Annotated in this window: 22 protein-coding genes and 1 rRNA gene; 8 read left to right on the plus strand and 15 right to left on the minus strand. The window is 32.8% G+C overall.

All coding sequences use genetic code 11. From position 1 onward, the window contains the following. Window positions 1-3: 3 nt before the first annotated feature. Together rrf and pafA are read left to right on the plus strand one after the other, a co-directional pair. Window positions 4-113, plus strand: a 5S ribosomal RNA gene (rrf, locus tag K6T82_RS00005). 279 nt (window positions 114-392) lie between these two features. Further along, window positions 393-2,012, plus strand: a complete 1,620-nt coding sequence (pafA, locus tag K6T82_RS00010; RefSeq protein ID WP_223703981.1) for an alkaline phosphatase PafA — start codon at window positions 393-395, stop codon at window positions 2,010-2,012. A 123-nt stretch (window positions 2,013-2,135) separates the two neighbouring features. Here pafA and ald read toward each other — a convergent pair whose 3' ends face one another. After that, window positions 2,136-3,254 carry an alanine dehydrogenase gene (ald, locus tag K6T82_RS00015; RefSeq protein ID WP_223703982.1) on the minus strand — a complete coding sequence of 373 codons (1,119 nt, stop codon included), beginning with the start codon at window positions 3,252-3,254 and terminating at the stop codon, window positions 2,136-2,138. 202 nt (window positions 3,255-3,456) lie between these two features. On the opposite strand from ald, the gene K6T82_RS00020 reads away from it, so the two are divergent. Continuing rightward, window positions 3,457-3,915 (plus strand): Lrp/AsnC family transcriptional regulator, encoded by a 459-nt coding sequence (locus K6T82_RS00020; protein WP_053474073.1) that lies wholly within the window; start codon window positions 3,457-3,459, stop codon window positions 3,913-3,915. A gap of 61 nt (window positions 3,916-3,976) precedes the next feature. Here the strand turns inward: K6T82_RS00020 and K6T82_RS00025 are convergent, their stop codons facing one another. Then, window positions 3,977-5,425: a glyceraldehyde-3-phosphate dehydrogenase gene (locus K6T82_RS00025; RefSeq protein ID WP_223703983.1), complete on the minus strand. Its 1,449-nt coding sequence runs from the start codon at window positions 5,423-5,425 to the stop codon at window positions 3,977-3,979. Window positions 5,426-5,617: 192 nt separating this feature from the next. Further along, window positions 5,618-7,018, minus strand: a complete 1,401-nt coding sequence (locus tag K6T82_RS00030; RefSeq protein ID WP_223703984.1) for a trypsin-like peptidase domain-containing protein — start codon at window positions 7,016-7,018, stop codon at window positions 5,618-5,620. 157 nt (window positions 7,019-7,175) lie between these two features. Here K6T82_RS00030 and dapF point away from each other — a divergent pair, with 157 nt between their 5' ends. The 4 genes from dapF to K6T82_RS00050 all read left to right on the plus strand — a co-directional run bounded on the left by dapF (window position 7,176) and on the right by K6T82_RS00050 (window position 10,742). Continuing rightward, window positions 7,176-7,958: a diaminopimelate epimerase gene (gene dapF, locus K6T82_RS00035; protein WP_223703985.1), complete on the plus strand. Its 783-nt coding sequence runs from the start codon at window positions 7,176-7,178 to the stop codon at window positions 7,956-7,958. A 76-nt stretch (window positions 7,959-8,034) separates the two neighbouring features. After that, window positions 8,035-8,568 (plus strand): GNAT family N-acetyltransferase, encoded by a 534-nt coding sequence (locus K6T82_RS00040; RefSeq protein WP_223703986.1) that lies wholly within the window; start codon window positions 8,035-8,037, stop codon window positions 8,566-8,568. A gap of 10 nt (window positions 8,569-8,578) precedes the next feature. After that, the gene (gene mltG, locus K6T82_RS00045; protein WP_223703987.1) at window positions 8,579-9,619 is read left to right on the plus strand and encodes an endolytic transglycosylase MltG; all 1,041 of its coding nucleotides are present in this window, start codon (window positions 8,579-8,581) and stop codon (window positions 9,617-9,619) included. Window positions 9,620-10,103: 484 nt separating this feature from the next. Continuing rightward, the gene (locus K6T82_RS00050) at window positions 10,104-10,742 is read left to right on the plus strand and encodes a peptidoglycan-binding protein LysM (protein ID WP_223703988.1); all 639 of its coding nucleotides are present in this window, start codon (window positions 10,104-10,106) and stop codon (window positions 10,740-10,742) included. 135 nt (window positions 10,743-10,877) lie between these two features. Here the strand turns inward: K6T82_RS00050 and scpA are convergent, their stop codons facing one another. The 12 genes from scpA to dnaA form a co-directional block, all read right to left on the minus strand. After that, window positions 10,878-13,004, minus strand: a complete 2,127-nt coding sequence (scpA, locus tag K6T82_RS00055; RefSeq protein ID WP_223703989.1) for a methylmalonyl-CoA mutase — start codon at window positions 13,002-13,004, stop codon at window positions 10,878-10,880. 16 nt (window positions 13,005-13,020) lie between these two features. Further along, on the minus strand, window positions 13,021-13,311 hold the full coding sequence (locus K6T82_RS00060; protein ID WP_223703990.1) for a type II toxin-antitoxin system RelE/ParE family toxin: 291 nt from the start codon (window positions 13,309-13,311) through the stop codon (window positions 13,021-13,023). After that, window positions 13,301-13,537, minus strand: coding sequence for a hypothetical protein (locus tag K6T82_RS00065; RefSeq protein ID WP_223703991.1), 237 nt, complete (start codon window positions 13,535-13,537; stop codon window positions 13,301-13,303). Before K6T82_RS00065 ends, K6T82_RS00060 begins: the two co-directional genes overlap by 11 nt. Before the next feature lie 42 nt (window positions 13,538-13,579). Next, window positions 13,580-14,944 (minus strand): methylmalonyl-CoA mutase subunit beta, encoded by a 1,365-nt coding sequence (locus K6T82_RS00070; protein WP_223703992.1) that lies wholly within the window; start codon window positions 14,942-14,944, stop codon window positions 13,580-13,582. A gap of 14 nt (window positions 14,945-14,958) precedes the next feature. After that, entirely contained in the window at window positions 14,959-15,291 is a 333-nt protein-coding gene (locus tag K6T82_RS00075) for an FtsB family cell division protein (RefSeq protein ID WP_223703993.1), read from the minus strand. A gap of 146 nt (window positions 15,292-15,437) precedes the next feature. Beyond that, window positions 15,438-16,046, minus strand: a complete 609-nt coding sequence (udk, locus tag K6T82_RS00080; protein ID WP_223703994.1) for a uridine kinase — start codon at window positions 16,044-16,046, stop codon at window positions 15,438-15,440. Window positions 16,047-16,399: 353 nt separating this feature from the next. Further along, window positions 16,400-17,281 carry an SDR family oxidoreductase gene (locus K6T82_RS00085; protein WP_198858279.1) on the minus strand — a complete coding sequence of 294 codons (882 nt, stop codon included), beginning with the start codon at window positions 17,279-17,281 and terminating at the stop codon, window positions 16,400-16,402. A 76-nt stretch (window positions 17,282-17,357) separates the two neighbouring features. Then, entirely contained in the window at window positions 17,358-18,485 is a 1,128-nt protein-coding gene (locus K6T82_RS00090) for a methionine aminotransferase (protein ID WP_223703995.1), read from the minus strand. A 35-nt stretch (window positions 18,486-18,520) separates the two neighbouring features. Further along, window positions 18,521-18,958, minus strand: coding sequence for an energy transducer TonB (locus K6T82_RS00095; RefSeq protein WP_223703996.1), 438 nt, complete (start codon window positions 18,956-18,958; stop codon window positions 18,521-18,523). Window positions 18,959-18,980: 22 nt separating this feature from the next. Further along, window positions 18,981-19,694 carry an SAM-dependent methyltransferase gene (locus K6T82_RS00100; RefSeq protein WP_223703997.1) on the minus strand — a complete coding sequence of 238 codons (714 nt, stop codon included), beginning with the start codon at window positions 19,692-19,694 and terminating at the stop codon, window positions 18,981-18,983. 60 nt (window positions 19,695-19,754) lie between these two features. Further along, on the minus strand, window positions 19,755-20,222 hold the full coding sequence (locus tag K6T82_RS00105) for a low molecular weight protein-tyrosine-phosphatase (protein ID WP_223703998.1): 468 nt from the start codon (window positions 20,220-20,222) through the stop codon (window positions 19,755-19,757). A gap of 8 nt (window positions 20,223-20,230) precedes the next feature. Further along, window positions 20,231-21,658: a chromosomal replication initiator protein DnaA gene (dnaA, locus tag K6T82_RS00110; protein WP_223703999.1), complete on the minus strand. Its 1,428-nt coding sequence runs from the start codon at window positions 21,656-21,658 to the stop codon at window positions 20,231-20,233. A 188-nt stretch (window positions 21,659-21,846) separates the two neighbouring features. Here dnaA and K6T82_RS00115 point away from each other — a divergent pair, with 188 nt between their 5' ends. After that, entirely contained in the window at window positions 21,847-22,251 is a 405-nt protein-coding gene (locus K6T82_RS00115) for an acyl-CoA thioesterase (protein ID WP_223704000.1), read from the plus strand. Window positions 22,252-22,278 lie beyond the last annotated feature (27 nt).

The raw sequence follows: 22,278 nt of genomic DNA on the forward strand, positions 1-22,278 counted from the left end.
CCTTAAGGTGGTTATTGCGGCGGGGCTCACCTCTTCCCATCCCGAACAGAGAAGTTAAGCCCGCCTGCGCAGATGGTACTGCAGTTATGTGGGAGAGTATGTCGTCGCCTTTCTTTTGAAAAACCCTATCCAAATCGGATGGGGTTTTTTGTTTTTGGACCTTTTCTGTTTTTTCGGATGCGCGCCGAATACCTTAATAGGCAGTCTTCTTCAAAGCCTTATTTTCTCCTAAATCTTGTTCTCAAAAATATATAACGTGAAACACTACAATTGTAAAAAGATCTTAGATTTTATAACTGTTAAATTATGGTCAATTGTTAAGCTTAAATATGGATACCTTAGAGTATTTGAATAGGATTAAGTATTTTTGTGTTCAAATTATTTATTTAAACATGAAGAAAAGTATTTTACTGTTGACGCTTTTTGTTATTACAAATTTAAGTGCACAGCAACGTCCCAAATTAGTCGTAGGTATAGTAGTTGATCAGATGAAAATGGAATATTTATATCGATTTTCAGATGATTTTTCGCCAAATGGCTTTAAAAGATTGATGAATGATGGATTTACTTTCCAGAATATGCATTACAATTATATGCCAACTTACACTGCTCCTGGACATGCTTCAATTTACACTGGTACAACGCCTGCTACTCATGGAATTGTAGGTAACGAATGGTTTAGCAGAACTCTTGGTAAAGAAATGTATTGTACTGATGACGCAGGCGTAAAAACTATTGGAGATGGTACAGTTGAAGAAGGGGCTATGTCTCCTAAGAATCTTCAAGCTACAACTATTACGGATGAAGTTAGAATGGCTACCAACTTTAATGGAAAAGTAATAGGAATGAGCCTTAAAGATCGTGGTGCGATTCTTCCAGCAGGTCATTTCGCCAACTGGGCATTTTGGTTCAGTAAAACAGGTTCATTTATTTCTAGTACCTTTTATGGAGAGAAATTGCCGGAATGGGTAACAGAATTCAATAATGAAAAAAACTATTTAAAATATATAAATAAAGGTTGGGATTTGTATAAGCCTGCCTCTACTTATAATGAAAGTCTTCCAGACAATAACCCATATGAAGGGAAGCTATTTGGAAGTGCTGCTCCAGTTTTTCCATACGATTTGAAAAGTATGTATGAGAAAAATGATGCGGGAATTATTCGTTCTACTCCTTATGGAAATGATTTACTAGCAGAATTTGCTAAAAGAGCAATAGAGAAGGAAGAATTAGGTAAAGACAATATTACCGATTTCCTTACAGTAAGTTTTTCTTCTACAGATTATGTTGGGCATTTGTTAGGTCCTAGATCTATGGAGCTTCAAGATACTTACTTAAGATTAGATCAAACTATTGCTGATTTTTTAGCTTATCTTGACAAAACAGTAGGAAAAGGAAATTATCTACTTTTCTTAACCGCTGATCATGCTGGTGCAGAAAATGTCATTTATTTAAAAGACCGTAAGTACAATGTAGATAATTATCCATCGAAAGAGGTTAGAAAAAGTTTACAGGATTTTTCAACGAAGACTTTTGGTGTTGATTTGATTCAAAATTATTCAAACTTTAATATTTTCTTCAATAAACAAATTATAAAAGATAAAGGACTTGAGTTAGCGAAAGTAAAGCAATCTTTCAAGGAATTTCTTATTTCGCGACCACAAGTTAAAAAAGTTTACACAGAGGAAGAAATATTAGCTAACGCTGGAAATGATTATTCTTTAAACTTTGTTGCGAAAGGTTATGATGTAACTCAAAATGGAGATTTAGTTGTTGTGGACAAACCTGGAGATATTGAGTATTCTACTACGGGAACATCTCATGGAACTATTTATTCTTATGATACCCATGTTCCGGCTATTTTTTATGGATGGCATATTAAAAAAGGAGAATCTTATGATAAAAAAGCCATAACAGAGATCGCTCCAACAATTGCTCAGAAAATTAAAGTTACTTTCCCAAATGGAACGGAAGCGAAAGTATTGACTGAAGTTCTTGATAATAAGAAATAATAAAATTTACTATTTTGAAACCTGTCTTCATGACAGGTTTTTTTTATGCAATAAAAAAAGGCTTTTCAATTAAGAAAAGCCTTTATAGTAGTGACTTAGTAAGCACTTATATAAGTATTAGCACTATGCGTTTGCTAATACTATTTCTTCGTTAAAAGGAAGATTCCAAGCTTCTGCAACTCCTTTGTAAAGGATTTTTCCATTCGCTACATTTAGTCCTTTTTTCAATTCTTCATTTTCAGCACAAGCTTTTTCCCATCCTTTGTTTGCTAATTGTACAGCATATGGCAAAGTTGCATTTGTTAATGCTAAGGTAGAAGTGTAAGGAACAGCTCCTGGCATATTAGCTACACAGTAGTGAACGATATCGTCAATAATGAAAGTTGGGTTTTCGTGAGTTGTAGGAGTACAAGTTTCTATACAACCACCTTGGTCTACTGCTACGTCAACAACAACAGTTCCCGGACGCATTAATTTAAGCATATCACGAGTAATTAAGTGAGGTGCTTTTGCTCCTGGAATTAAAACTGCTCCAACAATTAAGTCAGCCTCTTTAATTGCTCTTGTAATATTGTAGTGGTTAGACATCTCTGTATTTACGTTAGCAGGCATGATATCATCTAACTGACGTAAACGAGGCAAGCTTAAGTCCATGATAGTTACCTGAGCACCTAATCCAGCAGCCATTTTAGCAGCTTGAGTTCCTACGATTCCACCTCCTAAAACTAATACTTTTGCTGGTGGAACACCTGGAACACCTCCTAAAAGAATTCCTCTTCCTTTTAATGGTTTTTCAAGGTATTTTGCTCCTTGTTGAATTGCCATACGACCTGCAACTTCAGACATTGGTACTAATAATGGTAAACTTCTATCTGTTTTTTCTACAGTTTCGTAAGCTAAACAAATAGCTCCTTTTTCCAACATTGCGTGTGTTAGTTCTTCAGAAGAAGCAAAGTGGAAATAAGTAAATAATAATTGATCTTTTTTGATCAACGGGTATTCAGAAGCAATTGGCTCTTTTACTTTGATGATCATTTCTGCAATAGCATAAACTTCTTCAATAGTTGGTAGAACAATTGCACCAGCTTCTGCATATTCAGCATCAGCAAAACCACTTCCTAAACCAGCAGTAGATTGAACATAAACTGTATGTCCGTGTTTTTTCATTTCAGAAACACCTGCAGGAGTTAAAGCAACTCTGTTTTCGTTATTTTTTATTTCTTTAGGAACACCTATAATCATTTTGTTATATTTTTTTGTTTTTTGTTGAAATTGTTTTACAAATCTACAGATAGAGAATAAATTATGGTTTCGCGCTTAATAAATAAGAAAATATTATTTTATTTTTTATTTTTACAGAAAAATATTCTGTTTGAAGGTTGAAATTATTCTTCAAAAAGAAAAAATGACTAAATAGAGGTTATTTTAATCAAACGTTTTCGTTATGGCTTTAGATGAAATTGACAAAAAAATCTTACGGTTGTTGCAGGAAGATGCGCACTACACATTAAAAGACATTGCAAACAAAATAAATTTGTCTTTGACTCCTGTTCATGATCGTGTGAAACGTCTTGAAAAAGATGGAATTATAGAAAAATATGTAACCATTTTAGACAAGAAAAAGCTCGGAAATAATCTCACCGTTTATTGCCAAGTGACACTTACTAAACAAACTTATGATACTTCGGAAGGTTTTAATCAGTCAATTTTGAATTTGCCGGAGGTCGTGGAATGTAATTATGTTTCTGGAAATTTTGATTATATGTTGAAAATTATAATTCCAGACATGGAAAGCTATCATCATTTTCACCAAAAAAAATTATCAGTTTTACCTGAAGTCTCCTTGATTAATACCGTTTTTGTCATTTCTGAAGTAAAAAGTACTACAGTGCTACCAATTTAAAAATAAAAAAACCATCAAGATTCATCTTGATGGTTTAAAGAAAAAAGTTAGTTTGGTTGAATTAATAATAAGTATAACGTCTCACTTTGGCAATATATTTTGCTAAACGAATTACTTGATGACTGTATCCATATTCATTGTCGTACCAAATGTACAGTACAATGTTTTTTCCGTCTTTTGAAACAATTGTTGCATTGCTGTCATAAATCGAAGGGGCAGATGTTCCAACAATATCAGAAGAGACCAATTCATTATTTAGTGAATATTTAATCTGTTCGACTAACTCACCTTCCAGTGCATATTTCTTCATTGCCTTATTAACTCCGGCAATTGAAGTCGCTTTTTTAACTTCCAGATTTAAAACGGCTAAAGATCCATTTGGAACGGGAACTCTAATGGCATTTGAAGTTAATTTTCCTTCTAAAGATGGAATTGCTTTTGAAACGGCGCTTCCTGCTCCAGTCTCTGTAATAACCATATTTAAAGCAGCAGCTCTGCCACGACGGTATTTTTTATGCATATTATCAACCAAATTCTGGTCATTTGTATAAGCATGAATGGTTTCTAAATGCCCTTTGCTAACACCAAAAGTTTCCTCAATTACTTTTAAAACTGGAGTAATAGCGTTAGTTGTACAAGATGCTGCTGAAAAAATATCTAATTCATCCGGATTAAAATCATTTTGATTTACACCGTGAACAATATTTGGAACTCCTTTTCCAGGTGCTGTCAATAAGACTTTACTAACACCATTTGATTTCAGATGTCTTTTTAATGCTTCTTCTGTCGTAAATGCGCCTGTATTATCAATTACTAAAGCATCGTTGATTTCAAATTGTGTATAATCGATTTCTTCAGGTGAATTTGCCGTAATAACATGAACTGTTGTTCCATTAATTATTAATGCATTGTTTTTAGAATCAGCAATTACAGAACCATGAAAATCTCCGTGAATCGAATCATAACGCAATAGAGAAGCTCGTTTCTCTAAACTTGTTGCATCATTTTTATCACGGGTCACAATTGCTCTCAAGCGCAATTGACTTCCTTTTCCTGTTTTAGACATCAGCTCTCTTGCTAATAACCTGCCAATTCTTCCAAAACCATATAATACAACATCTTTTGGCTGAATTTCTTTGGAAGTTTTTGATTTCTTCAATTTTTCAATTACAAAATATCTTGCATCAGGATATTTTTCATCTTCTAAATGATATTCATAAGTTAGTTTTCCAAGATCTATTTTCGCAGGCGGAAGATCTAATGATAAAACTACTTTTGCGATTTCAACTGAATCAAAAATCGTGATTGGTTTTCCAACAAATTCTCCAGCGTATTGATGAAGATTAATAATGTCACTGACATTTTTATCCAATAATTGATTTTTAAATAAAACCATTTCAATGGATTTGTCATACCATAAATCACTTATGATTTTGATTAATTCGACTCCAGCTCTTCTTCGGTCGACTTGTAAGGATACCTCTTTTTGGTATAATGATTTGTTGTTCATAATTGAAAAAATAAAATGCTCACTATTTTAAAATTTTGGGCAAAAGTATCTATTTCAATCGATTTCGTAAACTATTTTAGCATTTATTTTTAAAATGAAAAAGCCACCTTTTTAAGATGGCTTTTTTTAGTTTTTAGTCGCAGTCTCAGTTTTCAGTTTTGGTAACTGTAAACAGAGACTGCAAACTGAGACTTATATAATAATTCTGAAAATCTCTCCGTTTCTGTTGATCATTTCAATTCGAACGCTTTGGCCTTCGTCTTTTTTACTTAAAAGTTTGGAAACTGTTTCAACGTTTGTTGCTTTTACATTATCAATGCTCAAAATGATGTTTCCTAGTAATTCGTTTTGATATTGCATTAAATTCTCATTAGTGATGTTTTTGATTTTAACACCATAATCAATTCTGAATTTCTTCTTGTCAGCAGCATCGATATTTTCTAATTCAATCCCTTTGACTTCAGCACTGTAAAATTCGTTTTTACTTAATGTTACAGGAACCGTTTTCGTTTTTCCGTCTTTTATGTAAGTCACTTTTACAACATCGTTTGGACGTTTGGTATTAATATAACCTGATAAATCTGCATAAGTTGAAATATTTTGCTCGTCCAATTTCACGATAATATCCCCTTTTGCTAAACCAGCTTTTTCTGCTCCAGAATTTTTAGAAACTCTATTAATATAGAATCCTTGAGTTTCTGTAATACCTAATTCTTTAGAAGCTGTGCTATTCAATTCGCCACCTTCAACGCCTAAAATTCCTCTTTGAACATTTCCATATTCCATAATATCCTCGATAATTTTTCGAGCAATATTAGAAGGAACCGCAAAAGAATATCCAACATAAGAACCAGTCATAGAAGAAATCATGGTATTGATTCCAATTAATTCGCCTCTTGCATTTACTAACGCTCCACCACTATTACCAGGGTTTACAGCAGCATCAGTTTGAATGAAAGATTGGATTCCGCTTTGGTCTAAATTTCTGGCTTTCGCCGAAACAATTCCAGCAGTTACAGTTGAAGTCAAATTATACGGATTCCCTACTGCCAATACCCATTCTCCAACTTTTACTGTGTCCGAATTTGCAAAGGCCGTATAAGGAAGTTTTTCGTCAGCATTGATTTTCAAAAGAGCAATGTCCATTTTAGAATCAGTACCAATTAACTTCGCTTTGTATGATTTTTTGTTGTTTAAAGTGATTTCAATATCTGTAGCATCTTTGATTACGTGATTATTCGTTACGATATATCCGTCTTCAGATATGATTACACCAGAACCAGTTCCTACTTGTTCTTGTTGTTGCTGTCCACCGTATCCGTAAAAAAACTCAAGCATTGGGTTGCTTACAGTTCTCCTTGAAACATTTTTAACGTGAACAACGGTATGAATTGTTTTGTCTGCGGCTTCGGTAAAATCGACTGTCTCAGCACCCAAACCAACATTTTTTCCATATGAGTTAGGGGCAAGAGTTACAACAGAATTTCCTTTTCCAAAAAAAGAATTGTTGCTTTCAAATAATAACTTGTAAGCACCAAGAGTAATAGCACCACTTAATAATGACACTAAAAATAAGGATGAAAATCTTTTCATATTAGAATTTGTAATTAAGTTATTAGAATTTATGTCATGTTATTTAACGTAAATTTACTTCAAAAAATTATTCGTAAAAATGGTTTAACGCTCTTTAACAATGATTAACATTTCATTAATTAATAGTTCGTACTTTTGTACTTCTAACAACTAAAAAATGCAAGTAGAATTTTATAAATATCAAGGTACCGGAAACGATTTTGTAATGATTGATAATCGTTCCAATTTTTTTCCAAAAGAAGATGTAAAACTTATTGAACGACTGTGCGACAGACGTTTCGGAATTGGAGCAGATGGATTAATTCTTTTAGAAAATGACTCTGAAACCGATTTTAGAATGGTGTATTATAACTCAGACGGAAACCAAAGTTCAATGTGCGGAAACGGCGGTCGTTGCCTTGTAGCCTTTGCCAATCAATTGGGAGTAATTGATGATAAAACGACTTTTATTGCTACAGACGGATTACATCACGCTTCTGTAAATGCAGATTCAATTGTTTCTTTGCAAATGATTGATGTTAATGAAATACAGAAAAAAGATTCTTATACTTTTTTAAATACAGGTTCTCCTCATCATGTTCAAATTGTAGACGATTTAGAACATTATAATGTAAAGGAAAATGGAGCAGCAATTCGTTACGGAGAATTGTATGGAGAAAAAGGTAGTAATATCAATTTTGTGAAAAAAGTGGATAATGATACTTTTTCTTTGAGAACTTACGAAAGAGGTGTTGAAGACGAAACTCTTGCTTGTGGAACCGGAGCTACTGCTGTTGCAATAGCTATGAATGCAATTGGAGAAACAGACAAAACTTCAATTAACTTAAATGTCGAAGGCGGAAAATTAGTAGTTTCTTTTGATAAAGATAATAATGGATATACCAATGTTTTCTTGACAGGACCTGCAAAATTCGTTTTTAAAGGAACAATTGAGATTTAATTTATATATCTCAATTTATAAATTCCAAATTCCAATTGATATTCTAAAATCTGAAATCAAAAATCTAAAATTGTAAATGATAACATTAAAAGGCGATTCTGTTTATTTGCGTGCACTCGAACCTCAAGATTTGGAGTTCATCTATTCTATAGAAAATGACGAAAATATCTGGGAAGTTAGTAATACGCAAACTCCGTATAGCCGTTTTTTGATTAAACAATATTTAGAAAATGCCCATCAAGATATTTATGAGGCAAAACAACTTCGTTTAGCTATTTGTCAAGACGAAGATTTTCCTGCTATCGGGTTGATAGATTTGTTTGAATTTGACCCTAGAAATAATAGGGCAGGGATTGGTATTGTAATTCAAAAAGAAGAAAATCAAGGAAAAAATATTGGTTCTGAGGCTTTAGAACTTTTAATTAAATATTCTTTTACCAATTTAAATCTCCATCAATTGTATGCAAATATTGGCGTACAAAATGTAGCGAGTATTGCACTTTTTACTAAATTTGGTTTTAAGAAAATAGGAATAAAAAAAGACTGGATTTTGTATCATAACCACTATCATGATGAAGCAATTTTTCAGCTAATTAATAAACAAATTTAAAACTTAAGCTTTGAGTCTAAAAAAAATAATCACAATAAGTGCCGTAGCTATAATTTCAGTTTTGCTGGTTTATGGTTTTATTTTAATCAGTAAAATTTTTAGTTCTAATACTAAATTTGAAGAGAAAGAAGTATATGTATATGTACCAACAGATGCAAATTACGCAGACGTAAAAAAGATTTTGACTCCTTATGTAAAGAATTTCGACAACTTCGAGATGGTTGCAGAAAAGAGAGATTATCCGCAAAATGTAAAATCAGGTCGTTTTCTTTTAAAGAAAGACATGAATAATATCGACTTAGTGCGAGCAATGCGTTCTAATATTCCCGTAAAATTGGTTTTTAATAATCAAGAACGTTTAGAAAATTTTGCAGGAAGAATTGGTGCAGAAATTGAAGCAGACAGTTTATCATTATTGAAAGCCATTAAAGACCCAGCTTTCTTACAAGCGAACGGTTTTAATGAAGACAATGTTTTTGCGATGTTTATTCCAAATACTTATGAAATTTATTGGAATACTTCAGCTGAAAAATTCCGTGATAAAATGATTAAGGAATATCATAATTTCTGGACAGCTGAAAGAATTGAAAAAGCAAAAGCACAAGGGTTAACTCCGGTTCAAGCAACAATCTTAGCATCGATTGTTCATAAAGAATCAGTTAAAAAAGACGAAAGACCTCGTATTGCGGGAGTTTATTTAAATCGTTTGCGTTTAGAAATGCCTTTACAAGCGGATCCAACGGTTATTTATGCTTTAAAATTAAGAGATAATGATTTTGACCAAGTTATTAAAAGAGTTTTTTATAATGATTTGGTAATGAGATCTCCATATAATACTTATGTAAACAAAGGACTTCCTCCAGGACCCATTGCAATGCCGGATATTACAGCTTTAGAAGCGGTTTTAAACCCAGAGAAAAACGATTACATCTATTTCTGTGCAAGTGTTGATCGTTTCGGATATCATGAGTTTGCAGCAACATTAGCAGAACATAATGTAAATGCAAAAAAATATTCTGACTGGATCGCTAGTCAGGGAGTAACGAGATAATTTATTTTAAAAATATAAAAGTGAAAACCGAAGTTAATTTTACTTCGGTTTTTTTGGATCTAAATTTTCAAGTAAAATTGACTTTCTTTTGAAAATTATTGAATTCGTATTTAGGTCATTTTTCGACTTCAAAGTTTTCAAAATTTAAACATTTTTTGACTTGAAATGTTATAAAATTCAAAAACTCATTTTCAAAATTGGCACAAAAATCACGATTTTATTGTAGTCTATTTCTTTCTTTTTTGATAAATTTGCTTAAAATTAATATAAAATTGATTTTTTTTTGACCCAAAATTTCCATTTTCAAGGTTAAAAAATCGTTACCAAATTCTTTCGGAATCCATTAGTATAGTTGGGATTATAGCGAATCTCACTTTTTCTCTAAAAATGTTAAAATGCTGGTTTTTAGCATATTTTGAAAATGTCTTATCTTTGCACCGTAGAAATTTCAAGAGGGTGACAGCGTTTTGAAGAAAAACAATTTATGATAAAGAAATGGTATTTTTATGCGAGTTTAGTCGTTATTATTACATTTTTAAGTTTGGGATTTATTCCCAATAAAGTAGAAACCAAACCTTGGTTTTTAGTTGAAAAAACAGATGGATCAGAATACATTTTTCCATCAAAAGAGAAGGATGATTATCCGAACACCAACGTCCCATACACAGGAAATCATCTTATAGGATTTAAAGAAGCAGTTGCTTTTAAAGAATCACAAGGGAAATACAGATTAGTTAATTCTCTTGGTTACATGGGTAAATATCAATTTGGTTCTAAAGCTTTAAGAGCAATCGGAATTAATGATAACAAAGCCTTTTTAAAAGATCCTGCTCTACAAGAAAAAGCTTTCATGGCCCTACTAGCCAAAAATAAATGGATTTTACGTAGCGAAATCCGAAAGTACGAAGGCAAAATCATTAGCGGTATTGAAATTACCGAATCTGGAATTTTAGCTGCAGCGCATTTAGGTGGTGCAGGTTCAGTAAAGAATTTTTTCAAAAACAAAGGAAGCAGACATTTTAGAGATGCTTTCGGAACTTCTTTGAAAAGCTATATGAGAGATTTTGCAGGTTACGATCTTTCTTTTATAGAAGCAGATAGTAACGCAACAGTAAACGACTAAATTAAAAGAGGTTGTTTCACAACAGTGAAACAACCTCTTTTTCTATTTTTTATTCTCTTTCATGAGTAGTAAATCTCAATCCACAACTTTTTTCTCATCATTAATAACTGAAAACCGAGACTGAGACTGTAAACGCTAATCTATTAAGGCTTCTAAGATTTTAATTGCGGCTTCGCTTATTTTAGTTCCTGGACCAAAAACTGCTGAAGCTCCGGCATCAAAAAGAAATTGATAGTCCTGAGACGGAATTACACCGCCCACAATTACCATTATATCATCTCGTCCATGTTTTTTTAATTCTTCGATAACTTGCGGAACTAAAGTTTTATGACCTGCTGCAAGAGATGAAACTCCTAAAATGTGAACATCGTTTTCTACAGCTTGTTTTGCTGCTTCAGCAGGAGTTTGAAATAATGGACCTATATCAACATCAAAACCTACATCGGCGTAGCCTGTTGCGACTACTTTTGCACCGCGATCATGACCATCTTGTCCCATTTTGGCAATCATAATTCTAGGGCGTCTTCCTTCTTGTTTGGCAAAAACATCTGCTAGTTGTTTTGCTCGCTCAAAATTCTCGTCATTTTTTATTGCTGCGCTATACACTCCGCTAAAAGATTTAATTTGTGCTTTAAAACGGCCAAAAACAGTTTCCAAGGCATTACTGATTTCGCCAAGTGTCGCTCTGTTTTTAGCAGCTTCAATTGCGATTTCTAATAGATTGCCTTGTCCCGTTTGTGCACAAAGGATTAATTTTTCTAGTGACTTACTTACTTTTTCAGAATCTCTGGTTTGTTTTATTTTTTCAAGACGGTCAATTTGCTGCTTACGTACCAATTGATTGTCTACATCTAAAATATCTAACGGATCTTCTTTTTCTAAACGGTATTTATTTACGCCGACAATAATATCTTGTCCGCTGTCAATTCTGGCTTGTTTTCTTGCAGCTGCTTCTTCAATTCGAAGTTTCGGAATTCCAGCTTCAATCGCTTTTGTCATTCCGCCCAATTCTTCTACTTCTTCAATTAGTTTCCAAGTTTTTTCAACGATTTCCTTGGTCAAACTTTCAACATAATAACTTCCTGCCCATGGATCTACTGTTTTAGTTATTTTGGTTTCTTCTTGAAGGAATATTTGAGTATTTCTGGCAATTCTAGCAGAGAAATCTGTTGGAAGTGCAATTGCCTCGTCTAATGCATTGGTATGCAAAGATTGTGTTCCCCCAAAAACTGCTGCCGAAGCTTCAATACAAGTTCTCGCTACATTATTAAAAGGATCTTGTTCAGTTAAACTCCATCCGCTAGTTTGGCAATGAGTTCTTAAAGTTAAAGATTTATCACTTTTTGGATTGAATTGTTTCAGCAACTTAGCCCAAATCATTCGTCCGGCTCTCATTTTGGCAATTTCCATAAAATGATTCATTCCAATTGCCCAAAAGAAAGATAATCTCGGAGCAAATTCATCAATCGTCATTCCGGTAGATAATCCGGTTCTAATGTATTCTAAACCATCTGCCAAAGTATATGCCAATTCGATATCTGCCGTTGCACCAGCTTCTTGCATATGATAACCCGAAATAGAGATCGAATTGAATTTCGGCATTTTTTTGCTCGTAAATTCAAAGATATCGGCAATAATTTTCATTGACGGAGTTGGAGGGTAGATATAAGTATTTCGTACCATAAACTCCTTTAAAATATCATTTTGGATTGTTCCTGCTAATTTTTCTGGGCTAACGCCTTGTTCTTCAGCGGCAACAATGTAAAAAGCCATAATGGGTAAAACAGCGCCATTCATGGTCATAGAAACTGACATTTCGTCTAATGGAATCTGATCGAAAAGCACTTTCATGTCTTCGACAGAATCTATCGCAACGCCAGCTTTTCCAACATCGCCAACAACTCTTTCGTGATCTGAATCGTAACCGCGATGCGTTGGAAGATCAAAAGCTATAGAAAGTCCTTTTTGACCCGCTGCTAAATTTTTTCTGTAAAAAGCGTTACTTTCTTCTGCCGTAGAAAATCCTGCATATTGACGAATCGTCCACGGACGTCTCACATACATTGTTGCGTAAGGTCCACGTAAATTTGGTGCAAAACCAGCTCCGAAATCCAGAAATTCTAAATCTTCGATATCTTGTTCAGAATAATTTCTTTTGATTTCAATTCCTTCAGCGGTCATAAAGTTATCTGCCAAGTTTTCTTGACTTTCAACTTCCGACTTTTGATTTTGAAGTGTAATATGTTTAAGGTCTTTTCTCAATTGTAAAAATTGTTGTTTAAAATTGGTTCAATTCACTGTTCCTAGATGTATGATAAATAGATTTGATAACTATTGTATCTTCATAAATAGTGTAGTGTATAGCGTAAGGAAAAGTTTTAAAAAAGATGATTCTAGTATTATCATATTTTATTTGAAATAGAAATGGATCTTTTGAAATAAATGCAATACTTCTCTTAAAAGAATCATTAAATCTGATAGCTAATTTTGGATTTAAATCTTTATAAAATAATAATGACTCTTTATAATCCGCTTTAGCTTCTTCAAGAATAACTATTTTATAACTCATCTTCAATTTCTTTTAAAAAATCATCAATGTCTGTAACATTCTTTGGATTTTTTAAATAGTTTTCCGTTCTTTCTCTAACTTGATCAATTTGCCATTGAGGAACTTGATATTCATCATTTTGAACTGGTAAGATAATTACTTCTACTTTATCTGCTGTAAAATCATCTGGCAAGACAACAGTTACAGAATGATTTTTAACGGATATAATTTGTCTAATGGCTTCCATAATTATTTAGTTTGTATTAAATATAGCAAATTGAAATTGGTTTTATTCCAATTCTAATCGTTCTTGCTCCATTTTTTCTGCCAATCTTTTTTCGATTATTGGCGTAATTAATGTTTTTCTTGGTTTGATTTTTACAAAAGGAAACAATTCTAAATCATGTTTCATTCTGTCTTCTTTATTCGGATATTTATTGGTGCCTAATAAAATTTCTTTTTTAGAATCGAATAATTCTTGCTCTTTATTGGCACTTTCTTGAATTTTCTTTTTGATAGTTCCATCATTCAAAAGTTTCAAGAAACCTCCGTTGGCTTCGATATCTTTAAATAAAGCCAAAGCTTTTTCAGCCAATTGCATGGTTAAACTTTCAATATAATAACTTCCGTCTGCTGGATTATTTACTTTATCAAAATAACTTTCGTGTTTTAAAATCAAAAGCTGGTTTCTGGCAATTCGATCTCCAAATTCATTGTCTTTATGATACAACGCGTCATAAGGTAAATTGGCAATTGCATCCGCACCTCCCAAAATTGCCGACATGCATTCTGTTGTGGTACGTAACATATTTACATTATAATCGTAAATGGTTTTATTTCGTTTGGTCGGCGTTGCTAATAAATGACATTCGATATTTGAATTGTATTCTGCAGCAATTAAATCAAAAAGCATTCTGAGTGCACGAAGTTTGGCAATTTCGAAGAAATAATTTGTTCCAACAGAAACTTGAAAAATAATTGATTTTGCATTTTCAGAGAAACGGTTTAAATATTCGTTTGCGTGGGCTAAACTATACCCAATCTGTTGGGTAATATTTGCTCCAGCATTTTGGTATAAACCTAAGTCTACACTTAATAGATTTAAATTGGTTGTATTTTTTAAAAGTAAATCTAAAGTTTCAAAGTTGTTTTTCTCTGAAGTTGTAAACCAATTTCCATCTTTTGCTAATTGTCCGATTGGATCAAAATTGCAATAAAAATTTGCTTTTTTCTGGATTGAAATAGTATCTAATTTTTTAACGAAATCGATTGAGATGAAATTGAAATTAAAGTAAACGGTTTTGTTTTCTAAAGGAAGATTGTTTAGTAATTTTTCAATATCAATTTTGTCATTTTCAATAGTAAAACGAAGACTTTCTGCACCTCTTTCTAAAGTGTTTAAAGCACGTTCGATAGATTTTTCTACATCGAAAACAAAGATATTCTGGCAGATTTTAAAATCTGAGGCTTGCGTATTTACATTGGCTGCTTTTGTAAATTCGTCAATATGATAAAAAGGTTTTACCTGAATGTCTTCTGGCGAATTCCAAATAACAGTCTGATTGTAATCGGCTCCATCTAATTCAAACTGAATTTTTTGTTTCCATTGTTTGGATGAAATCGGATTAAAATCGTCGAATAGGTTAGTGGCCATTGTATTTTGTTTGATTATTCTTTTTCCTGGATGGTGTCTCCTTCAAATTGTATGATATAAATATCTTCGCTGTCTTTTTTCATGAAATACTTTTCGCGAGCGTATTTCTCAATTTGTTCCGGATTTTTGAGCTGTTTGATCTGCTCTTGATCTTTTTTGATTTCTTCCTGATAATACTTTTTATTATCCTGAAGTTCATGAATTTGCTCATCTAAAAAACGATGATCAAAATAGGAGTAATTGTCTAGAAATAGCATCCAAACTATAAAAAACAGCAAAACCCAAACGTATTTGTTTCCTAGGTATTTGAACCATTTTTTGTCTTTGTATGGAATTTTAAATTTCATTTTAACGAATATTTCTTTTGAATTTGAGTGTTGTCTCTAGCCCCGATAGAGCCGGTATCCTTTTTATGGCTTTTTCTGCCATAAAAAGATAAAGGCGAAAGCGGGAATCAGCTCCTAATTATTATGGACTAAATTTACGATAAAAATTATGAAATCCTCTGATTAATTACAGCGCGAACAACATCAATTGCTACCGTATTGTATTTGTCATTTGGGATTATGATGTCTGCAAAAGCTTTAGACGGTTCGATAAACTGCTCATGCATAGGTTTTAAAGTCGTTTGATAACGGTTTAAAACTTCATCGATATCACGTCCGCGTTCTGAAATATCTCTTTTTAAACGACGAATTAATCTTTCGTCAGAATCTGCGTGAACGAAGATTTTAATGTCAAACATATCTCTTAATTCTGGATTTGTTAGAATTAAAATTCCTTCCACAATCATTACTTTTCTCGGGTGAGTTGAAACAGTGTCGTCTGTTCTATTGTGCTGTACAAATGAATAAACAGGCTGATCGATTGTTTCTCCTGCTTTTAAAGCTTTTAAATGACTTACCAATAAATCAAAATCAATCGCTCTTGGGTGATCAAAATTGATTAATGCTCTTTCGTCAAAAGATAAATTGCTTGTTTCTTTATAATAAGAATCTTGAGAAATTACCCCAACTTCTGTATGTGGCAATTCGTTCATGATTTGGTGTACTACTGTTGTTTTTCCACTTCCTGTTCCTCCGGCGATTCCTATAATGAGCATATAATTTTTGTTTGATATTTGTTTCGCAAAAATAATAATTTAACTGAATCGCTAAACATTTAAAATAATTTAACCATATAAGTAATGTAAGTAAATTTAAGCTAGAAAATATTTAAACAAAATGTTACTTAACTGAAATAATTGAAGTTAAATTGATAAAAGAGCGAATTATTTATTTTTTAAACCATTTAAGTAATATACGTTCATTTAAAAACATTCCAGAAAAACTTATAATCTCTTAAATGAACTTATATGGTGAAAAAACATAAAAAAATCCCGAAAGTAAACCTTCGGGATTTCGTGCAATCAGTATAGTTTTAAAAAAATATTCTGAATTTAGTAAGCACTTGTAATTATTTATTCTTTTTTGCTTTTATCATCATTTCAAGCTGATCCCAAAGTTCCTCTGGAATTGCTTCTAATAAATTGAATTGTCCAGCGCCTTTTAACCATTCACCCCCGTCAATCGTGATTACGTCACCGTTGATGTAAGATGAAAAATCAGAAACTAAATAAGCAGCTAAATTGGCTAATTCTTGGTGATCTCCAACTCTTTTTAATGGCACTTTTTTAGCCATATCAAATTTCTCAGAAAGATCTCCAGGCAATAATCTGTCCCAAGCTCCTTTTGTTGGGAATGGTCCTGGAGCAATCGCATTAGAACGAATTCCATATTTTGCCCATTCTACTGCAAGACTTCTTGTCATTGCTAAAACTCCTGCTTTTGCTGTTGCGCTAGGAACCACATAAGCAGATCCTGTCCAAGCATAAGTTGTCACAATATTTAAAATCGTTGCCGAAGTTTGTTTCGTATCAATCCAGTGTTTTCCAAAAGCTAGCGTACAATTTTTAGAACCTTTAAGTACGATATCTATCACAGTATCAAATGCATTTGCAGATAAACGCTCTGTTGGAGAAATGAAATTTCCTGCCGCATTATTTAAAAGAACATCCACTTTTCCGAAAACTTTTAACGTTTCCTGAAGCATATTTTCTACTTCTTCGTAATGACGAACATCACATTGAAGCGGTAAACATTTACCTCCAGTTTGGCTTTCCAGTTCGGCAGCTGTAGTTTTTAACTTCTCTAAATCTCTAGAAGTTATCGCTACTTGAGCTCCTAATTCGAGAAAATATTTGGTCATAGCTTTTCCTAGACCACTTCCGCCGCCTGTAACGACAATGACTTTGCCTTGTAAAGCATCGTCACGTAACATTTTATCTGTGTAGCTCATACTTTTTCTTTTTTTGCAATATTAGTTAAATAAAATAGGATGCGCGCATAATAATGTTATAAAATTTTGAAAAATTTTATATTTCAGATAATTTTTTTGCTGCAGACTCTAATGTAGCATCATCTTTTGCGAAGCAGAAACGGATTAATTTTTGATCTTTATGATCAGAATAAAAGGTAGATATCGGGATTGCAGCCACACCATGATCGATGATTAGATTTTTGCAGAAAGTAACATCGTCATCGTTTGAAATGTTGGCATAAGAAGCAACTTGGAAATAAGTTCCCTCGCAAGCTTTTAATTCAAAACGGCTATTTTGAAGAAGTTTCTGAAAATAATCCCTTTTTTCCTGATAGAATTTTCCAAGTAAATTGACATCAACAACATCAAGATATTCACTAATTGCAAATTGTGAAATACTATTTACACTAAAAACCAAAAACTGATGTACTTTCTTGATTTCTTTCATTAAATGTTCTGGTGCAATTGTGTAGCCAATTTTCCACCCAGTTATATGAAAAGATTTTCCGAAAGAAGAAACCATTACGCAACGGTCTAAAAGAAAATCTTTGGTATGTGCAGAAATATGTTTTTCTTCGAAAGTAATGTATTCGTAAACTTCGTCAGATAAAATAATAATGTCTGGATATTTTTCAAGAAGATTTTTTAATTGAATAAAATCATTTTCGGTTAAAATCTTGCCAGTAGGATTATGCGGATTATTGATAATCATCATTCTGGTTTTAGCAGAACAAGCTTTTTCAATTCGCTCCCAATTTGGCGTATAATCATCGTTTAAAGGAACTCGAACAGGTTTTGCTTTGCAAAGTAAAACAGGAGATTCATAAGAATCATAACTTGGATCTAGAATAATTACTTCATCATTTTCTTTTACTAAAGCCAAAATAGTGGTAAAAATTCCCTGTGTCGCTCCAGCTGTAACCAATAGTTCTGTGTCTGGATTGATTGTTCTATTATAAGAACTCTTGGTTAATGAAGTGATTTTATTCATCAATGGAGGATAACCAGCCATTGGTGTATATTGGTGAACATTTTCTTTTGATAATTTCGCTACAATATCAGTTAATCTTTCATCAACAGGAAAATTTGGAAATCCCTGAGAAAGATTTATGGCATTGTATTCGGCTGCCATTTTTGACATTACTGTAAAAATGCTTGTGGTTACGTTTGGTAGTTTGCTCATGAAATTGAATTAAGAAAAAGATGAATAATAGAAGGCTATTGCTGTACAGGCACAACAAGAGAATATAAAGTTCTTACTTCTTTACCATATAATTTTCCTGGATTCCATCTAGGGGATAATTTTAAAACTCTAACTACCTCCTCTCCAGTGCCATGTCCAATATCTCGGAGGATTTTTATATCACTTAAGGAACCATTTATTTCAACGATAAAAGTAGCAAATACTTTTCCTTGAAGAGTAGGTTTCTTGTTTGGTTTTTTATAGTTTTCATCTATGAATTGGTAAAGTTTTTGAATGCCACCAGGAAACTCTGGTTTTACGTCAATTGCACTAGAATAATAAATGTCGATTTCGTTAGGAGGAATAATATTTCCATTTAAATCTTTCTGAGGTTCAGGCGCTCTTCTACTTTCTTTTTGAGAGAATACACTTTGAGTAAAAACAATTAAAACTAAAATTAAAAGCTTTTTCATAGATGACGGATTTAAAGCCAATTTACATTTTATGAATAATAAAAATAGTCGGTCGCTTATCAATATCAATTTTTAATTTTTTCCAGTCAGCTACTTTCAAAGTTTTGATGAACTCTGTTGGCAAAGTAATATCTGTTGCAATGCAAAGATGCGTTGCAGGACTTAAGATCTGTAAAAGATCTTCAATCAGTTTATTGTTTCTGTATGGTGTTTCAATGAATAGTTGTGATTGATTTTTATCATAAGATAATTTCTCAAAATGACGAATTGCCGATTTTTTCTCGTCCTTATCTATTGGTAAATAGCCGTTGAAAGTAAAACTCTGGCCATTCATTCCAGAAGCCATCATTGCCAATAGGATAGAAGAAGGTCCAACTAAAGGCACAACTTGAATTCCTTTTTCATGAGCCAATTTTACAATTACTGCACCTGGATCTGCAACGCCTGGGCAACCTGCTTCGCTCATTAATCCCATATTTTTACCTTCTAATAAAGGTTGGATGAAATCTAAGTGTTCGCTGGTTTCAGTTCTTTTGTTTAAAGTGAAAAGCACTAATTCCGATTGTTTTTTTTCTGGATAAACTGCCTTAATAGATTTTCGAGCAGTTTTGTCATTTTCAACTATATAATGGTCAATAACTTCAATTGTTCTTCTTACAGTTTGCGGTAAAACATCCATCGGATCGCTTTCGCCCATTGTAGTTGGAATTAAATATAGTTTTCCGAGAAGTTTCATGTGTAAGTATTTAAAATTAAAAAATTCAATTATTTCAGTTTCTGAAACAATTGAATTATATTATGCGTGTTTTTTTATCAGTTTATCCGCGATGATATCGGTTACTTCATCCAGCATTTGATATACATTGTTGAATCCGTTTGATGCGCCGTAGTAAGGATCTGGTACATCGACATTTTCGTCTGGGAATAATTCATTCAAAATTAAATGAATTTTTTGTTTGTGTTCAGGAGTTTTAGCAAGATGGTTTACATCGTTGAAATTGGAATTATCCATAACATAGATGTAGTCAAACTCATCAAAATCAGAAGTTTTAATCTGTCTTCCTTTTTGTTCGCTAATATTGATTCCGTTTTTACGGGCTACTTCAATCGAACGTTTATCTGGACAATGGCCAACATGCCAAGAACCTGTACCTGCCGAATCGACAAAGAATTTATCTTTAGGTAATTTAGAAGCTAAAATTCCTTCTGCTAAAGGAGATCTACAGATATTCCCTAAACAAACCATTAAGATTTTTACAGGCATGGTGGGTCTTAAAGCGTTAGTTTTTTATTAATGTCTTCAACAAACTTTTTAAATTGTTTGTCTGTAGAAACTAAATTGTCAACTGTTTTACAAGCATGAAGAACCGTTGCATGATCGCGGTCTCCAATTTGTGAGCCAATATTAGCCAATGAAGCTTTGGTGAATTTCTTTGCAAAAAACATAGCCAATTGTCTAGCTTGTACAACATGCCTCTTTCTAGTCTTAGATTGAAGTGTTTCTATATCTAACTGGAAATAATCTGAAACGATTTTTTGAATATAATCGATTGAGATTTCTCTCTTTACGTTTTTAACAAATTTCTCTACAACGCTTTTTGCTAATTCGATCGTAACTTCTTTTTTGTTGAAAGAAGACTGAGCGATTAACGAAATAATAGCACCTTCCAATTCTCTAACATTAGATTTGATATTACGAGCGACATATTCTAAAATATCTTCTGGCATTTCTACACCATCACGGTACAAAATGTTTTTTAAGATCGAAATACGAGTTTCGTAATCAGGCTGATGCAATTCTGCAGATAATCCCCATTTAAAACGAGACAATAATCTTTGTTCGATATCCTGCATATCAACAGGAGCCTTGTCAGAAGTTAAGATTACTTGTTTTCCGTTTTGATGCAAATAGTTGAAGATGTGAAAGAATACATCCTGTGTTCCTGATTTTCCAGATAAAAACTGAACGTCATCAATAATTAAAACGTCAATCAATTGGTAAAAGTGAATAAAGTCATTACGATTATTCTTTTTTACTGAATCAATATATTGTTGTGTGAAAATCTCCGCTGAAATATATAAAACGGTCTTTTCAGGATATTTGTCTTTTACTTCTACGCCTATAGCATGCGCTAAGTGCGTTTTTCCTAAACCAACTCCTCCAAAAATCAATAATGGGTTAAATGAAGTTCCTCCCGGTTTGTTGGCAACAGCCATACCCGCAGAACGAGCCAAACGGTTAGAATCTCCTTCTAAGAAATTATCAAAACTGTAGTTCGGATTTAACTGAGATTCAATTTTTAAATTTCTGATTCCAGGAATTACAAACGGATTTTTTAATTCAGGATTTAAATTTTTAAATGGAGCATCAACTTCTTGCGGTTTCATCGGAACTCTATTAGAACTTGGCAGCTGCTCGGTAAACGGCTGTTTGTTTCCATAAGTGTTCTCCATTTTAATTTTATAGAGTAACTTTGCGTTTTTTCCCAGTTCTTTGGTAAGCGCAACTTTCAACAATTTTACATAGTGCTCTTCGAGCCACTCGTAGAAAAATTTACTTGGAACTTGAATATATAATGCGTTATCGGTTAGTTCAACTGATTTGATTGGTTCAAACCAAGTTTTGTATGCTTGATCTTGAATATTATCCTTAATAAAGGACAAACAGTTTTCCCATACCGATTGAGCAGTTTTAGACATAGATTCAGATAAATTTTTTATTATTGTTATAAAGATTCTCCTAATAAATAAGGAGCAATTTTATTCCGTATTTCGGGATAACAAATATGTGAACAAATTTCTGTAAAAAAAAATATTTTGGTATCTAATTTTATAAAAAAAAGTTGTAAAAGGACTTTTTAAATTCGAATTTTTTTAATATTTTATCAATGAAAAATCACCAGACTCAAGTACGAGTTCGTTACTCAGAAACCGACCAAATGGGAGTCGTTTATCACGGAAATTATGTTCCTTATTTTGAGATCGGACGCGTGGAATGGCTTAGAAATAAAGGAGTTTCCTATAAAAGTATGGAAGAAAGCGGAATTGGTCTTCCAATTGTGAATATGAATATTAATTACAAAAAGTCGGCACGATATGATGAACTTTTAACAATTCATACCACTTTTAAAAGTCACTCTTCTGTCAAGATTGAATTCGACTGTGCAATCTATAATGAGGCAAATGAGTTATTAACAACTGCGTCGTTTATTTTAGTATTTGTTGCGTTAAAAACTGGTCGTCCGACAGCTCCTCCAGATTATATTTTGGAAATATTTAAAACGCTTGAATAATTGTGAAAATGAATGAGATTTTGATGT

The organism is Flavobacterium potami (assembly GCF_020026915.1).
Classification (GTDB): domain Bacteria; phylum Bacteroidota; class Bacteroidia; order Flavobacteriales; family Flavobacteriaceae; genus Flavobacterium; species Flavobacterium potami.